Raw genomic sequence first — 14890 nt, 5'->3', positions numbered from 1 at the left:
AAGACGCTCGACTGGGATAACCCAGCCGAGCGCCTACGTGATCTACTGACCGCCTGAATCTGGATCGGTGTTGCGACGATCACTAGAACCCAAGCTCCCGGGGGCCCTTCCACGCGAGCGATCGGACGGCCCCGATCAGACCTCCCTGATCAGACCGCCGCGATCAGACCTCCCCGATCAGACCGCCGCGATCCGGCGCAGCGTATCCGCGATGGTGTCGCGGGACGGCAGCCACACCCGCTCCAGCGAGGGTGCGTACGGAGCCGGAACCGGGGGCGGTGCCACGCGGGTGACCGGCGCGTCCAGGTGCCAGAACCCCTCATCGACGGCCAGGGCGGACAGTTCGGCCCCCACCCCGAAGTCCCGTACCGCCTCATGCGCGATGACCAGCCGGTTCGTCTTCGCGAGGGAGGCGAGGACGGTCGCGCGGTCCAGCGGGGCGACCGTACGCAGATCGATCACCTCGACGTCCGTGCCCTCGACGGCCAGCAACTCCGCGGCGGCCAGGCAGTCCTGGACCATACGTGACCACGAGACGAGCGTGATGTCGTCGCCCTCACGGACCACCTTGGCCTTGCCGAGCGGGACGAGGTGATCGGCCGGGGGTCGGGGGCCCTTGAAGCCGTACTGGAGCCGGTTCTCCACGAAGACCACCGGATTGGGGTCCTGAATCGCGGCGCGCAGCAGACCGTAGGTGTCCGCCGGGTTCGACGGCATCACCACCGTCAGTCCTGGCACATGCGCGAGCAGCGCCTCCAGGCTCTGCGAGTGCTGGCTGCCAGAGGACCGTCCGGCGCCGAACTGGGTGCGCACCACGAGCGGCATGGACGCCCGGCCACCGGTCATGAAGCGCAGCTTGGCCGCCTGATTGAGCAGCATGTCGAGGCAGACGCCGATGAAGTCCATGTACATGATCTCCACGACCGGCTTCATCCCGGCCATGGCGGCGCCGACCGCGGTTCCCACGACGGCGCTCTCACTGATCGGGGTGTCACGGATCCGGCCGGGGAACGCCTGCGCCAGGCCCCGGGTGAGCCCGAACACATTGCCGCCTTCGGCGACATCGATCCCCGCCACGAACACATCCGGATCGGCCGCGAGTTCGTGTTCCAGCGCGAGCCGGACCGCGTCCATGGTGCGGAAGACCTCTCCGCCGGCCGGGAGCGGGGCGGGCTCCGGCACGTCGGGGCGCGGGGCCAGGACATAGTCGTACAGGGTCTCGGGCGCCGGCTCGGGCAGACTCCGCGCCCATGCGACCGCCGCCTCGATCTCCTTGTCGATCTCCTCGTCGATCGCGTCGGCCGCTGCGGCCCCGACACCGGCCGTCTCCAGGTGCCGGCGGGCCACCAGCAGCGGGTCGCGCTCCCTGGCGGCGGCGACCTCCTCCGGGGTGCGGTAGCGCTGCGGATCACCCTCGTAGTGTCCGTGCCAGCGGTAGGTCTCGGCCTCCACCAGGACCGGGCCGGCCCCCTGCCGCAGCCGTCCCACCACCTCGGTCATCGTCCGCGCCACCGCGACGACGTCGTTGCCGTCGACGTGTTCGTACGTGATGCCGTACCCGGCGGCGCGGGCCGAGAGCGGGGCGCGGTGCTGCTCGGCGGCCGGCGAGAACTCGGAGTAGTGGTTGTTCTCGCAGAGGAAGACGACGGGCAGGTCCCATACCGCCGCCAGGTTCACGGCCTCGTGGAACATGCCCTGTGCGACCGCGCCGTCGCCGAAGAACGCCACCACCACATCGCCGGCGCCCCGGAGCTTGGCCGCGGTGGCGACCCCGCCGGCGATGGGCAGTCCGGCGCCGACGATGCCGTTGGCACCGAAGATGCCGATCCCGGGATCAGCGATGTGCATCGAACCGCCACGGCCGTGACAGGTCCCCGCGTCCTTGCCCATCAGCTCCGCCATCATCGACGCGGAGTCCAGCCCCTTGGCCAGGACATGGCCATGGCCACGATGAGTCGAGGTGATGCCGTCCCGCTCACCGAGAGGCCAGCAGGCGCCGACGGCACTGGCCTCCTGGCCGATCGACAGATGCAGAAAGCCGGGGATCTCCGTCGCCTTGTAGAGGTCGGACGCTCGCTCCTCGAAGCGCCGGATGCGGCGCATCCTGCGGTACATCTCCAGAAGCTGCCCGGCGTCCACGGAACCGGTGCCGGTCGGGTGCGGTGCTTGAGTCGTCATACGCGTCCTCGCAAGGCCGGCGCGGGACGGCGCGCCCGCGCACCGTCCGGCTCATCTTTTAATGTACCGTTTGGTCTAGCGAACTGAAGCCAACAGAATCGACCGAGGTCCCGGAACCGCTTCCCCCCAGATGCGCCCCAGGCCGTCCGGAGCGGGTCCGGAGTGACACCACCGATCCGGCGGTGTCACCACCGACGTGTCGACCCATCAGGCGGGGAGAGAACCGATGCCACGACCACCGGGCCACGGACCAGACTTCGAGGTCAGGCGCCAGAAGATCATCGACACGGCCGCATCCCTCTTCGCCCGCCAGGGCTACGCGGCGACCTCCATCAACGACCTGGGCCGCGCGGTCGGACTCGCCAAGGGAGCGCTGTACTACTACATCGGCTCCAAGGAGAACCTGCTCATCGAGATCCAGTCCCGCGTGATGGAGCCGCTGCTGGCCCGCGCACGGCAGATCGCGGCGCTCGACGAGGACCCGCTGCTGCGGCTGCGCCTGCTGTCCGAGTCGCTGCTGACGATCATCTTCCGCCGGCTCGACCACATCTGGGTCTACGAGCACGACTACCGCAGCCTCACCGGCGACTACCTCAAGACCCTGCTCGGCGAACGCTCCGAATTCGAGCGGCTCGTCCGAGGTCTGCTCGCCGACGCCGTCGAACAGGGCAGCTTCCGCGCCGTCGAACCGCGCCTGGCCACCTTGCAGTTCCTCAATCTCCACAACCACACCTATCAGTGGGTGAAGCCGGACGGACCGTGGGACGCCGTGTTCCTGTCCCGCGAGTACTGCGACACCCTGTTCCGGGGATTCGCCGCGCCCGGCGCCGTACTGCCGGACATCGAGGAGCAGGCCGCCGCCTTCAAGCGCGCCCGGCCCGATCTGCCGCTCGACCCCGAGGCCGACTGGCAGCCCGCCGCCGTCGCGAGCTGACCGGGGCCCGCGGCGCGCCGCGGGCCCCCTGTGCGTCACGGCTGCTTCACCAGTGCCCTGGCGATGACATCGCGCTGGATCTCATTCGTCCCCTCGCCGATTTCGAGGATCTTCGCGTCGGCGTAGAAGCGGGAGATCTCCGACTCCCGTACGTAGCCGTACCCGCCGTGGATCTGCACCGCCTGGGACGCCGCACGGTTGGCCACCTCGGAGGCGTACAGCTTGGCCATGGCGGCGGCCGTGCCGTACGAGCGGCCCTGGTCGGCGAGCCAGGCGGCCCGGTACACCATGCAGCGCGCCGCCTCGACCTCGGTGCCGATGTCGGCGACCTTGTGCGCGACCGCCTGGAAGGCGGACAGCGGCCGGCCGAACTGGTGCCGCTCCGTGGCATGTTTCACGGCGAGCGCCAGCGCCGCCTGGGCCAGGGACAGACCGAGGGCCGCGACGCTGATGCGCCCCTTGTCCAGGACGGACAGGAACTGACGCAGCCCGCCGCCCTCCTCGCCGATCAGATGGTCCTCGGGGATCCAGCAGTCGGAGAAGACGAGTTCCCGGGTGTCCATGGCGTGCCAGCCGAGTTTCTTGATCTTGTGGCCGTAGGTGTAGCCCGGGGTGCCGGTCGGGACGTAGAAGGTCGCGTACCGCTTGCGCGCTTCGCCGTCACGGCCGGTCACCGCCAGCAGCGTGACGCCCTGGCTGATGTCGGTGCCGGCGTTGGTGATGAACATCTTGGTGCCGTTGATCAGCCAACCGCCGTCCGCCCGGCGGGCGGTGGTCGCGATACCGGCCGCGTCGGACCCGGCGTCCGGTTCGGTCAGCCCGAACGCCCCGATGGCCTCGCCCGTGGCCAGAGGCGTCAGCCAGCGCCGCTTCTGCTCCTCGGTGCCGTAGGCCAGCAGCGGCAGCGAGCCGATCGTGGAGTGGGCGTTCCAGGACGAGGCGACCGACTGGTCCGCGGTGCCCAACTCCTCCATCACCGCGACATAAGTGACGGTGTCCGATCCCGCGCCGCCGTACTCCTCCGGCACGAGCATCCCCATCAGACCGAGTTCACCGAGCCGCGTGAAGACCTTGGTCGGAAACGTCTCCTGCTCGGACCAGCGCGCCGCATGCGGAGTGATCTCCTTCGCCGCGAAGTCACGGACCATCGCCTGCAACGCCCGAGTCTCCTCCGGCAGATCGAAATTCATGTCACAGATCCTTCGGGGTCAGCAGAACCTTGAGGTGCGATGCGCGGTCGGCGGCCAGGGCCTCGAAGACCCCGGCACCGTCCGAGAGGGAGAAGCGCCCGGTGATCAGGGAGGAGGCGTCCAGGCGCCCGGCGCTCATCAGGCCGATCACGCGAGGAATGTCGTGGTGGTAGCCGAGCGTGCCGAGCACGGCCCGCTCGTAGAAGACGAGTTGACCCATGTCGAACGCGACGGTTCCGTGGCCGACGCCCGCGAGGACGACCCGACCACCGCGGCGCACGGTGGCCACGGCCTGCGCGGCGAGCCGGGGCACACCGGTGGCGTCGATCACGACGTCCGGGCCGACGCGCCCGGTCCGTACGAACACCTCACGCCGTACGTCGCTCTCGCCGGGGTCGAACGCCTCGGTGACTCCGAAGTCCCGGAGCATCGCGCGGCGTTCGGCCAGCGGTTCACTGACGTAGAGCCCGGCCGCTCCGGCCAGGCGGGCCGCGAGGACGACGGCGACACCGATGGGGCCGCCCCCGACCACCAGGACGTTGTCTCCCGGCCGGACCTCCGCGCGGGACACGGCATGCAGACCGACGGCCAGCGGTTCGGCCAGGGCCGCCATCTCGTCGCCGACGTGGTCGGGAAGGCGTACCAGCCCGGCCAGCGGAACGGTGACCCGCTCGGCGAAGGCGCCGGGCGACGCCAGGCCCACGGAACCGCCCCGGGGACACAGGTGATACTCGCCGCGAACGCACCAGTAGCACACGCCGCAGCGCCAGCACGGGTCCGCGGCCACCCGGTCGCCGACCGCGATGCCGGGCACCTCCGCGCCCAGGGCGACCACGGTGCCGCTCAGTTCATGGCCGAGCGCGAGCGGGGGAGCGGCGCCGGTGAGCGGGTGCGGTCCCTCGCGGATCATGTGCGGGCCTTCGAGGAACTCGTGCAGGTCGGTGCCGCACACCCCGCACCACGACACCTCGACCACCGCCTCGTGCGGCCGTGGCCCGGCAGGCTCGGGCACCTCCTCCCACCGCAGATCACGAGCCGCGTACCAGCGCAGCGCCTTCATCCTCCGCCCCTTTCGTGTCGTGCCGGTGCCACCTCATGACGTCGGACTCCCGCCGGGCGCCGGGTCGTCCCGCGCGGCACCGAACCGGGCGCGGCCGGGGCCGTGCTCGACGAAGGAGCGCATCCCCGCGGCGGCGTCCGGGGTGCCGAAGACACCGGCGAACAGCGCCCGCTCCAGGGCGAGTCCGGCGGGGACACCGACATCGCCGCCGTGGTCCACCGCCTCCTTGATGGCCTCCAGGGCCACCGCGGGCCCGGCCGCGAGACGCCGGGCGTAGGCGAGCGCGACCTCGTACACGGAGTGCTCGGACTCCTTCGGTACGATCTCGTCCACCAGGCCGAGCCGCAGTGCCTCGTCGGCACCCACCCGGCGTCCGGTCATCAGCAGATTCTTCGCGCGCGAAGGCCCGATCAGCCGGGTGAGCCGCTGGGTGCCGCCCGAACCCGGCATGATGCCGAGCCGTACCTCCGGCTGGCCGAGGACAGCGTCGTCCGCGGCCACCCGGTAGTCGGCGCACAGCGCCAACTCCATGCCTCCGCCCAGCGCGTACCCGGTGACCGCCGCGACGACCGGCATCGGCAGCCGCGCCACCTCGTCGAACGTCCGCTGCAACGCGCGATTCCAGACCCTCGCCTCCTCGGGCCCCATCGCGGCCAGCGCCTTGATGTCCGCCCCCGCGGCGAAGAGCCGCTCGCCGCCGTGGAGCACCACGGCCCGCACCTCGCGGGCGTCGGCCAGCTCCCGCGCGCAGGCGGACAGCTCGTCCCGCTGCGTCGAGTCGAAGGCGTTCATCGGCGGATGGTCGAGGCGGACCGTGACGACGGGTCCGTCGGTGTCGAGGCGAATGCGTGACACAGAGGCTCTCCTCGTCCGTGGAATTGATTCACGTGTGCACGGATGGTTGTCGACGGGTGCGTGCCGTCGTAAAGTGCGGCACACGTTTTATAGACCAATGGGTACACTAAATATCTGAGGCGGGCAACCAGCCCGGTCGGTATTCGGCTTGGTCCTGCTTCCAGGGAGAACGGAAAACCAGCACGGCACCCCACCGCACCCGCACCGCATCGCACCCGCATCCGTATCCGCACCGTGACCGCGAGAGCCGCGGCAGGCAGCGTTCGTCGTCGAACACGACCTAGCGAGAGAGTCCTGTGCACAACTTCGCGAGCATCCTCGATTACCACCTGACCCAGCGGCCCGAAGCCGTGGCCGTCGCGCAGGAAGGACGAAGGCTGACGGTCCGCGCCCTGCACGACCGGGTGAACCGGCTGGCCGCCGGCCTGTCCGCGCTGGGCGTCCGGCGCGGCGACGTCGTCGGTCTGCTGCTCCACAACCGGCCCGAGTTCCTGGAGCTGGTCTACGCGACCAACCGCCTGGGCGCGGTCTTCCTGCCGCTCAACTACCGGCTCTCGGAGGAGGAGTGGCAGTACGTCCTCGGCCACGCGCAGGCGAAGGCCGTGGTCACAGAGCCGGAGTTCGCCCCCGCCGTCGAGCGCGCCACGGGCTGCCTCACCGACCTGGAGCACCGCCTCCAGGTCGGCGACGACACCCCGGCGGAGCCGTGGATCGGTTACGAAGACTTGCTCACCCGCCACCAGGGCGCCCGCGTGGAGCCCGTGGACGTCGGGCCGGACGACCTCCAGCGCCTGATGTACACCTCCGGCACCACCTCACGCCCCAAAGGCGTGTGCATCACCTACGGAAACGTCCAGGCCAAGAACATCGCGGACATCGTCCACTTCGGTCTCACCGCGGCCGACACCACCCTGGTCTGCGGCCCGCTCTACCACGTCGGAGGATTGGACATGCCCGCCCTCGCGACCCTCTACGCGGGCGGTGGCGTCGTCCTCCAGCGGAAGTTCGACGCTCCGGGCGCGCTCCGCGCGATCCAGGAACACCGCGTCACCAACGTGTGGCTGGCGCCCGCGATGGTCAGCGCGGTCCTGGAGGTCCCCGGCCGCGAGGCGTACGACACCACCTCCGTCCGCTTCGTCGTCGGCGGTGGCGAGAAGACCCCCGAGCCCGTGCTCCGGCGCGTCATGACCGCGTTCCCGAACGCCTGGTTCGCCGACGCGTACGGCCTGACCGAGACCGTCTCGGGGGACACCTTCCTCGACCGTGACCACGCGCTGTCCAAACTGGGCTCCGTGGGGCGTCCCGTACCGCACACCCGGGTCAGGATCGTCGACGACACGGGGAAGGAGGTCCCGGCCGGTGAGATCGGTGAGGTCGCGCTGCGCGGTCCGAAGGTGTTCGCGGGGTACTGGCGCGACGAGCAGGCCACCGCCGCCGCCATCCGGGACGGCTGGTTCCACACCGGCGACATCGGCCATCTCGACGAGGACGGCTTTCTCTACATCGACGACCGGAAGAAGGACATGATCGTCTCGGGCGGCGAGAACATCGCCACACCCGAGGTGGAACGGGTCCTGTACGAACACCCCGCCGTCCGCGAGGCGGCCGTGGTCGGCCTGCGCCATCCGCGGTGGGGTGAGGTCCCGCGCGCCTTCGTGGTGTTCCGGCCGGGAGCCGGCGCGGGGACCGATGAGCTACGGGAGTTCTGCCGGGCGCGCCTGGCACGGTTCAAAGTGCCGGCCCGCTTCGACATCGTCACCGAACTGCCCCGTACGCCCTCCGGAAAGGTCCTCAAGCGGGACCTGCGCGACCGCCCGGCGGAGGACTGAACCATGACGGACGCACAGGGCGACCCGCGCCTCGACAACGGAAACGACCTGCGCCCCGACGGCGGAGGCGACCTGCGGCTCGACGGTAGAACGGCATGGGTGACCGGGGCCGGAAAGGGTATCGGTCGGGCCATCGCGGTGGCCCTGTCCCGGGCCGGAGCGGCCGTGGCGGTGACCGCCCGTACCGTGCCGGACCTCGAACGGCTGGAGTCCGACATCGCCCGGCACGGCGGCAAGATCCTCGTGCTGCCCGGATCCGTCACCGACTCCGCTGCGGTACGGGCCATGGTCGAGCGGATCACCGGGTGGACGGGCACGCTGGACGTGGCGGTCAACTGCGCCGGCACCAGCCCGCACTTCACCCGCAGCGAGCGGGTCACCGACGACGACTGGCAGCAGGTCCTCGACGTCAATCTGCGCGGAACCTTCTTCTGCTGTCGCGAGGCCGGCAAGGTGATGCTGGAGCAGCGCTCCGGATCGATCGTCAACATCTCGTCGGTGCACGCACGCACCGGCTTCGAGCGGATCGCCGCGTATGCCGCGAGCAAGGGGGGAGTCGAGGCACTGACCAGGGCACTCGCCGTCGAATGGGCAGACCGCCAGGTCCGGGTCAACACCCTCGCGCCGGGCTACTTCCATACCGACCTCAGCTCCGGGCTCCTGGCCAGCCGCTGGGGTGAGCGGATCGTCGGCGGCACCCCGATGGGCCGCGTGGGAGACCCGGAGGAACTGGGAGGTGCCGCGGTGTTCCTCGCCTCCGACGCATCCCGCTTCGTCACCGGGACGACGCTGACGGTGGACGGCGGGTGGACCGCCTGGTGACGACCGGCGAAGAAGGCGGGTGGCCGGGTCCGGGGCGAACTCCGGGGCGCGCGTTGGGGGTTGCTTTCGGCGCGTTCCGCGGGTTGTGGCACCGGCAAGACCCCCGCCGACACATGTAGGCGGGGGCGCGCCGCCATCCGCTCGGAAGCCGGTGACGCGGACGGGGTCTCATCCTTTCGGCTGATGCCGTCATCCTCCTCGAATGTCGCCGTTCGGTCGATGCCCGGCGTCGAACGGATGCCGGAGCATCCTGGCCAGCAGATGTCGGAAGGAGACATCATGGCCGCTTCGCCGCCCCCTCTCAGAATCACCGGAACCGACGATCCGAATGTGCTGAAAGAAGCCGCGCAAGAGGATTTCTCGCAGCATGTCGCACCGCATACCTGGCGCAGTTCCCGGCTTTCGCTCAGCATGGCCTGGATGGCCCTGTTCAGCTCGATGTTCTGGTTCGTGCTGGCAGGCAGCCTCACCCTGGCCGTCGGAACCGTGAACACGCTGATCGCGCTCGTCCTCTCCGTCGTCGTCTTCGGCGGGATCAACTACCTGATCACCCGGCAGGCCGCGGCGAGCGGGCTGACCGTGGTCGCGTACTCCCGGGTCGTGTTCGGGAACGTCGGATCGAGAATCGCCGCCGCCGTCTACGCGGCCACCGCGATCTATTTCACGGTTTTCGAGGGATCCGTCATCGCGATCGGATTCCGTGAGTACTTCCAGGCTCTTCCGCTCAATTTCTGGTACGCGGTGGTGATCCTGTACAGCGTTCCGCTCATCTTCGGCGGGGTACAGCGCTGGCTGGACCGTTTCAACGGTGTACTGCTGCCCTTCTATCTCGTCGGGATCGTCGCGGCGATCGTCTGGACGATCACCGAGTACGGATTCCACACCGACTGGCTCACCTACGCACCCGCCCATCCCGCGGCGATCTCGGGCCCCGGCTGGTGGTACGCCTTCACGGCCTTCATGGGCATCTGGGTGATCATGCTCTACACGTGGGACTACGCCCGGCTGTCCCGGCCGAAGGACGTCAAGTTCCACGGCACGGTCACCTTCGGCCCGGTGTTCTACTTCGCCACCGTCTTCCTCAACGGTGTGATCGGGATCTTCCTCGCCCACACCATCCCGACCCCGGGCGGCCTGAGCGAGGCGAGCGTCGTGACCGGCCTTGTCTCCCTGATGGGGATCGCGGGACTCGTCCTGGTGTGGATCAGCCAGACCCGGATCAACACCGTGAACTTCTATGTCGCATCGGCCACGGTCCAGTCCCTGGCCAACCGGGTCCTGCGCAGGCACGTTCCGCGCATGCTCACCACCGCCCTCGTGGGAGTCGTCGTCTATCTGTGCATGCTCGCGGACGTCTTCTCCTTCCTCAACGACGCGCTCAGATACCAGGGCGTCGTCGTGGTGAGCTGGGTCTGCGTCCTGCTCGTACACGGCTTCTCGCCCACGCGCCGCGCGTTGGGCCGGGCGGGCCAGGAGTTCCGGGTCGGACGCATCCCCAGGTTCAACGGGCCCGGGACGCTGGTGTGGGTCGTGTCCTCCGCCACCGGGCTGCTGATCCTGGTCGAGGGGGGCGCCTTCGGCACTACCTGGGCGGCTCCCATCACGGCGGTGACCGCCGCCGTTCTGTACCAGGTCGCGCTCCTCGTCAGCCGTGACCGCCCGCACTGGTACGCCCTGCGCCGTCCGCACGACCCCCGGGACGAAGTCACCGATGTCTGGGAGGACCGGGTCGAGTGCGCGGGCTGCGGGCGGTCCTATCTGGCCCTGGAGATGGACCGGGATCCGGGCCGCGGGCATGAACCCGTGTGCACCGCCTGCGCCGAGTCCCGCCCCGGTCACTACCGGGCGGCCCTCGACGAGGCACGGCACACCGCCCCCGCGTCACCACCCCCGCCACCCCCTGGCCGTACCGGGCCCACGGTCCTGATCGCCTCCACCGAGGAGAACCCGCAATGAGTTACCGCATATCCGTCGACACCGGTGGGACCTTCACCGACGTCGTCATCGTCGACGACGACGGAGCCCTGCACGTCGGCAAGGCGCTGACCACCTACACCCGGGCGTTCGACGGCATCCGGCAGGCCCTGGAACAGGTGGCCGCCACCCTGGGCACCGATGTGGCCGGGCTGCTGCGGCGGACGTCGCACTTCGGCTACGGCACCACCCGCTCGACCAACGCCATCGTCGAGGCGAAGACCGCGCGGACGGCCTTCCTCACCACGGACGGCTTCCCCGACACGCTGCTGCTGCGCGAGGGCGGCAAGCTCGGCGGCCCGTTCTCGCCCCGGCCCTTCTCGCCGCCCTACGTACCCCGCCATCTCACCTTCGAGATCGAGGAGCGGATCGACAGCGACGGAGCGATCTGGCGCCCGCTGGCCGAGCGCAGCGTGGCCGACGCCGCCGAGCGGTGCCGGGAGCACGGCGTCGAGGCGGTCGGGGTGTGCCTGCTGTGGTCCACCGTCAACCCGGCGCACGAACTGCGGGTCGGGGAACTGCTGGCCGAACGGCTTCCCGGGGTCCCGGTGACGCTCTCGCATCAGCTCAACCCCGTCCTGCGCGAGTACCGCAGGGCGTCGTCCACAGTGATCGACGCCTCGCTCAAGCCACTCATGCAGGACTTCCTCGGCACGCTCTCCGACGATCTGCGCGGTGCGGGCTTCGCGGGCAAGCTGCTCATCTCCACCAGCTTCGGCGGGTCCTGGCCGGTGGACCGGATGATCGAGCGCCCGATCTACAGCGTCGGTTCGGGGCCTTCCATGGCGCCGGTCGCCGCGCTGGAGGCCGGGCGGTCCACTCTGGAGTCCACCACGCCCGACCTGCTCGTATGCGACACCGGAGGCACGACCTTCGACGTCGGCCTGATCAGCTCGGGCGCCGTCCACTACAGCGCCGACACCTGGCTCGGCGAGAAGTGGACCGGGCACATCACCGGTACCAAGGCCGTGGACGTACGCAGCATCGGCGCGGGCGGTGGCTCCGTGATCTCGGTCGACGACGCCGGTCTGGTGCGTGTGGGCCCGGAGAGCGCGGGCGCCGACCCCGGCCCCGCCTGCTACGGCCGTGGCGGCACCCTGCCCACCGTCACCGACGCCGCCGTGGTCCTCGGCTATCTCGATCCGTCCTGGTTCCTCGGCGGACGGCTGCGGCTGGACGTGGACGCGGCCCACACCGCGCTGCGGCCGGTGGCGCGGCGTCTCGGAGTCTCCGTCGAGGAGGCGGCGCGCGGCGCCCTGGTGATCACGACGCAGAACATCGTCTCGGCCATCCGCGAGATGACGATCTCCCAGGGCATCGACCCCCGCGATCTGACCGTGGTGGCCGGCGGGGGCGCGAGCGGGCTGAACATCGTGCAGATCGCCCGCGAACTCGGCTGCGGGAAGGTCATCCTGCCGCGCACGGCCGGCGCGCTGTCGGCCGCGGGGGCGCTGTACGCCGACGTCATCTCCGACTTCACCGTGAGCCGCTTCACCGAGACCCGCGACTTCGACTACGCGCGGGTCGGCGAGGCCCTCGCCGAGGCGGAGCGCCAGGCCGACGAGTTCATCGAGGGGATACGGTCGCTGGGCCCCGTCGCCGTCCGCAAGGACGCCTCCGTCGACGCCCGTTACCCGGGGCAGGTGTGGGAGTTGGAGACCGCCCTCCCGGCCACCAGGGTCCGGGGCGAGGAGGACGTCGCCGCGCTCACCGAGTCGTTCCACGCCCTGCACCGCAGGGTCTTCGCGGTCGACGACCCCGGACAGTACGCCGAGTGCCTGACCTGGAAGCTGACGGTCACCGCCGAGTTGGACAAGCCTCGGGCGAAGACCCCGGGTGTCGCGTCGGGACCGGCCGAGCCGGTACGCCACCGCACGGTCAGTTTCGCCCGGAGCGACGAGGAACGCACCCCCGTCCACCTGGGCGAAAACCTCCTCGTAGGGGCCAGGGTCAGCGGCCCGGCCATCGTGCTTGAAGCCACCACGACGCTCGTCGTCGACCCGGGCGCCGAAGTCCGGGTCGCGCCGAGCGGTGACTACGTCATCACCACCGGCGCCCACCCCCTGCCCGAGGGCGGGGCGGGCGCCGCCCGCACCGAGGAGGTCGCAGCGGTATGAAGACGGATCCGATTCTCATGGCGGTGCTCGCCAACCGTATGGACAGCATCGTGCGCGAGATGGAGAACACCCTGCTGCGCACCGGCCGCAGTGGCGTGCTGAACATGGCCAGGGACTTCTCCTGCGCGGTGGTGACCGGCGAGAACGAGCTGCTGTCCTCGGCGGAGGGGCTGCCCTGTCACATCTTCGGCGCCCACCTGCTGGCGAACGCCATGACCGACCACCATGACGACATCACGGAAGGCGATGCCTTCCTCCACAACGACCCGTACCTCGGCAATTCGCACCCCGCCGACCACACGATCCTCGTGCCGGTCTTCCACGAGGGCGTGCACATGTTCACCACGGTCGCCAAGGCCCACCAGGCCGACATCGGCAACGCGGAACCGACCACCTATGTGCCGTTCGCCCAGGACGTGTACGCGGAGGGGGCGCTGATCTTCCCCTGCGTACGCATCCAGCGGGACCGCCGTGACATCGACGACCTGATCCGCATGTGCCGCGCCCGGATCCGCGTACCCGACCAGTGGTACGGCGACTATCTGGCGATGGTCGGCGCCGCGCGGATCGGCGAGGCGCGGCTGAAGGAACTCTGTGCGCGCTACGGCAACGACACCGTGCGGGACTTCATCCGCGACTGGCTGGACTACTCCGAGACGAAGATGGCGCAGGCCGTCTCCCGGCTGCCGGCCGGGACCGTCACCGGGCACGGGACCCACGATCCGGTCGGCGATGTCGTACCCGAGGGGATCCCCATCAACGTCACCGTGCACGTCGATCCCGCCGAGGGGAGGATCGGGCTCGACCTCACGGACAACATCGACTGCATCCCGGCGGGGTTGAACGAGTCGGAGGCGTGCACGGTCAGCAATGTGATGACCGGGGTCTTCAACTCCCTGGAGCCCGGCATCCCGGCGAACTCCGGTTCCTTCCGGCGGATCGACCTCGCGCTGCGGGACGGCTGTATCGTCGGCCGTCCGACGTTCCCGCACTCCACGTCGGTGGCCACCACCAATGTCGGCGACCGTCTGACCGTCACCACGCAGAAAGCCATCGCGGACGCCTGGGCCGGATTCGGCGCCGCCGAGGGCGCCACCGGGCTCGGCCCCGGCTTCGCCGTCGTGTCGGGCACCGACCGGCGACGCGGCGGCGAGCCCTTCGTCAACCAGTACTTCCTGGGCTCCCAAGGCGGTCCCGCGCATCCGGAGGTGGACGGCTGGGTGACGTACGGCCTCGCTGTGGCGGCGGGGCTGATGTTCCGGGACAGCGTCGAGATCTCGGAGCTGAAGTACCCGGTGCGGGTCGGTGAACTCCGGATCCGGCAGGACTCGGAGGGCGCCGGGCGCCGCAGAGGAGCCCCTGGGGCGACGGTCCGGTTCGGCCCGAAGTGGGATGCCATGACAGCGTCGTACGTGACCGACTGTGTCACCTTCCCGCCCCGAGGCACCCAGGGCGGCGGCGACGCCGCCCGGAACATCCCCTTCCACCGCGACCTCGACGGCAAGGAGAGCGAGATCGCGCCGCTGGGTGCGCTGGTGCTTCAGCCGGGCGAGGAGATCGGCCAGCACCACACCGGGGGCGGGGGCTACGGGGATCCGCTGGAGCGGGAACCGGAGCGGGTGCGGGACGACGTGCTCGCGGGCTTCGTCTCGTTCGCGCGGGCCCGTGAGGTCTACGGCGTGGAGTTCACACACGACGTACTGGCCGACACGCTCACCGTGGATCTGACGGGGACCGAACGGCGCCGCTCGGCGCTCCGTCCGGTTGTCTGAGCGGGTCGCCCGAGCAGGTCGCCGAGGACGGGCCCCGGTGCGGCGCCGCACGTGCCACCGCACACGCCGCCGCACCGGGAGCCCTCTCGTACGTGTGTGTTACAACAGAGGTCAGCGGCTGTTTTCACTCGGGATTTCACTCCGGATCGAAGTGATGGG

10 protein-coding genes are annotated in these 14890 nt (G+C 70.1%); 6 read left to right on the top strand and 4 right to left on the bottom strand.

The annotated features are described in order from the left end of the window. Window positions 1-177: 177 nt before the first annotated feature. Complete coding sequence (locus ACFVT5_RS37590) at window positions 178-2178, bottom strand: pyruvate dehydrogenase complex E1 component subunit beta (RefSeq protein ID WP_389897682.1); 2001 nt, start codon at window positions 2176-2178, stop codon at window positions 178-180. 226 nt (window positions 2179-2404) lie between these two features. Between ACFVT5_RS37590 and ACFVT5_RS37585 the strand changes: the two genes are divergently transcribed. Then, entirely contained in the window at window positions 2405-3112 is a 708-nt protein-coding gene (locus ACFVT5_RS37585) for a TetR/AcrR family transcriptional regulator (RefSeq protein ID WP_389897681.1), read from the top strand. Between the two features lie 35 nt (window positions 3113-3147). On the opposite strand, the gene ACFVT5_RS37580 is transcribed toward ACFVT5_RS37585, so the two are convergent. From ACFVT5_RS37580 to ACFVT5_RS37570, 3 genes are read right to left on the bottom strand one after another with little or no spacing between them, the layout of a single operon-like run. Then, window positions 3148-4302: an acyl-CoA dehydrogenase family protein gene (locus ACFVT5_RS37580; RefSeq protein ID WP_389897678.1), complete on the bottom strand. Its 1155-nt coding sequence runs from the start codon at window positions 4300-4302 to the stop codon at window positions 3148-3150. Window position 4303: 1 nt separating this feature from the next. Continuing rightward, entirely contained in the window at window positions 4304-5362 is a 1059-nt protein-coding gene (locus ACFVT5_RS37575) for an alcohol dehydrogenase catalytic domain-containing protein (RefSeq protein ID WP_389897675.1), read from the bottom strand. A 33-nt stretch (window positions 5363-5395) separates the two neighbouring features. Continuing rightward, window positions 5396-6154, bottom strand: a complete 759-nt coding sequence (locus ACFVT5_RS37570; RefSeq protein WP_389897712.1) for an enoyl-CoA hydratase/isomerase family protein — start codon at window positions 6152-6154, stop codon at window positions 5396-5398. Window positions 6155-6513: 359 nt separating this feature from the next. Between ACFVT5_RS37570 and ACFVT5_RS37565 the strand changes: the two genes are divergently transcribed. From ACFVT5_RS37565 to ACFVT5_RS37545, 5 genes are all read left to right on the top strand, one after another. Further along, window positions 6514-8046: a long-chain fatty acid--CoA ligase gene (locus ACFVT5_RS37565; protein ID WP_389897672.1), complete on the top strand. Its 1533-nt coding sequence runs from the start codon at window positions 6514-6516 to the stop codon at window positions 8044-8046. A 3-nt stretch (window positions 8047-8049) separates the two neighbouring features. Next, complete coding sequence (locus ACFVT5_RS37560; protein ID WP_389897670.1) at window positions 8050-8868, top strand: SDR family NAD(P)-dependent oxidoreductase; 819 nt, start codon at window positions 8050-8052, stop codon at window positions 8866-8868. A 420-nt stretch (window positions 8869-9288) separates the two neighbouring features. Next, on the top strand, window positions 9289-10824 hold the full coding sequence (locus ACFVT5_RS37555) for a purine-cytosine permease family protein (RefSeq protein ID WP_389897668.1): 1536 nt from the start codon (window positions 9289-9291) through the stop codon (window positions 10822-10824). Next, window positions 10821-12959, top strand: a complete 2139-nt coding sequence (locus ACFVT5_RS37550) for a hydantoinase/oxoprolinase family protein (protein ID WP_389897666.1) — start codon at window positions 10821-10823, stop codon at window positions 12957-12959. The genes ACFVT5_RS37555 and ACFVT5_RS37550 overlap by 4 nt, the downstream gene beginning before the upstream one ends. Continuing rightward, window positions 12956-14731, top strand: a complete 1776-nt coding sequence (locus ACFVT5_RS37545) for a hydantoinase B/oxoprolinase family protein (RefSeq protein WP_389897664.1) — start codon at window positions 12956-12958, stop codon at window positions 14729-14731. The genes ACFVT5_RS37550 and ACFVT5_RS37545 overlap by 4 nt, the downstream gene beginning before the upstream one ends. Window positions 14732-14890: the final 159 nt, after the last annotated feature.

The organism is Streptomyces sp. NPDC058001 (assembly GCF_042886315.1).
Classification (GTDB): domain Bacteria; phylum Actinomycetota; class Actinomycetes; order Streptomycetales; family Streptomycetaceae; genus Streptomyces.
Note: the sequence above shows the minus strand (reverse complement) of the source record. Positions and strands in the feature narration are given on the sequence as shown.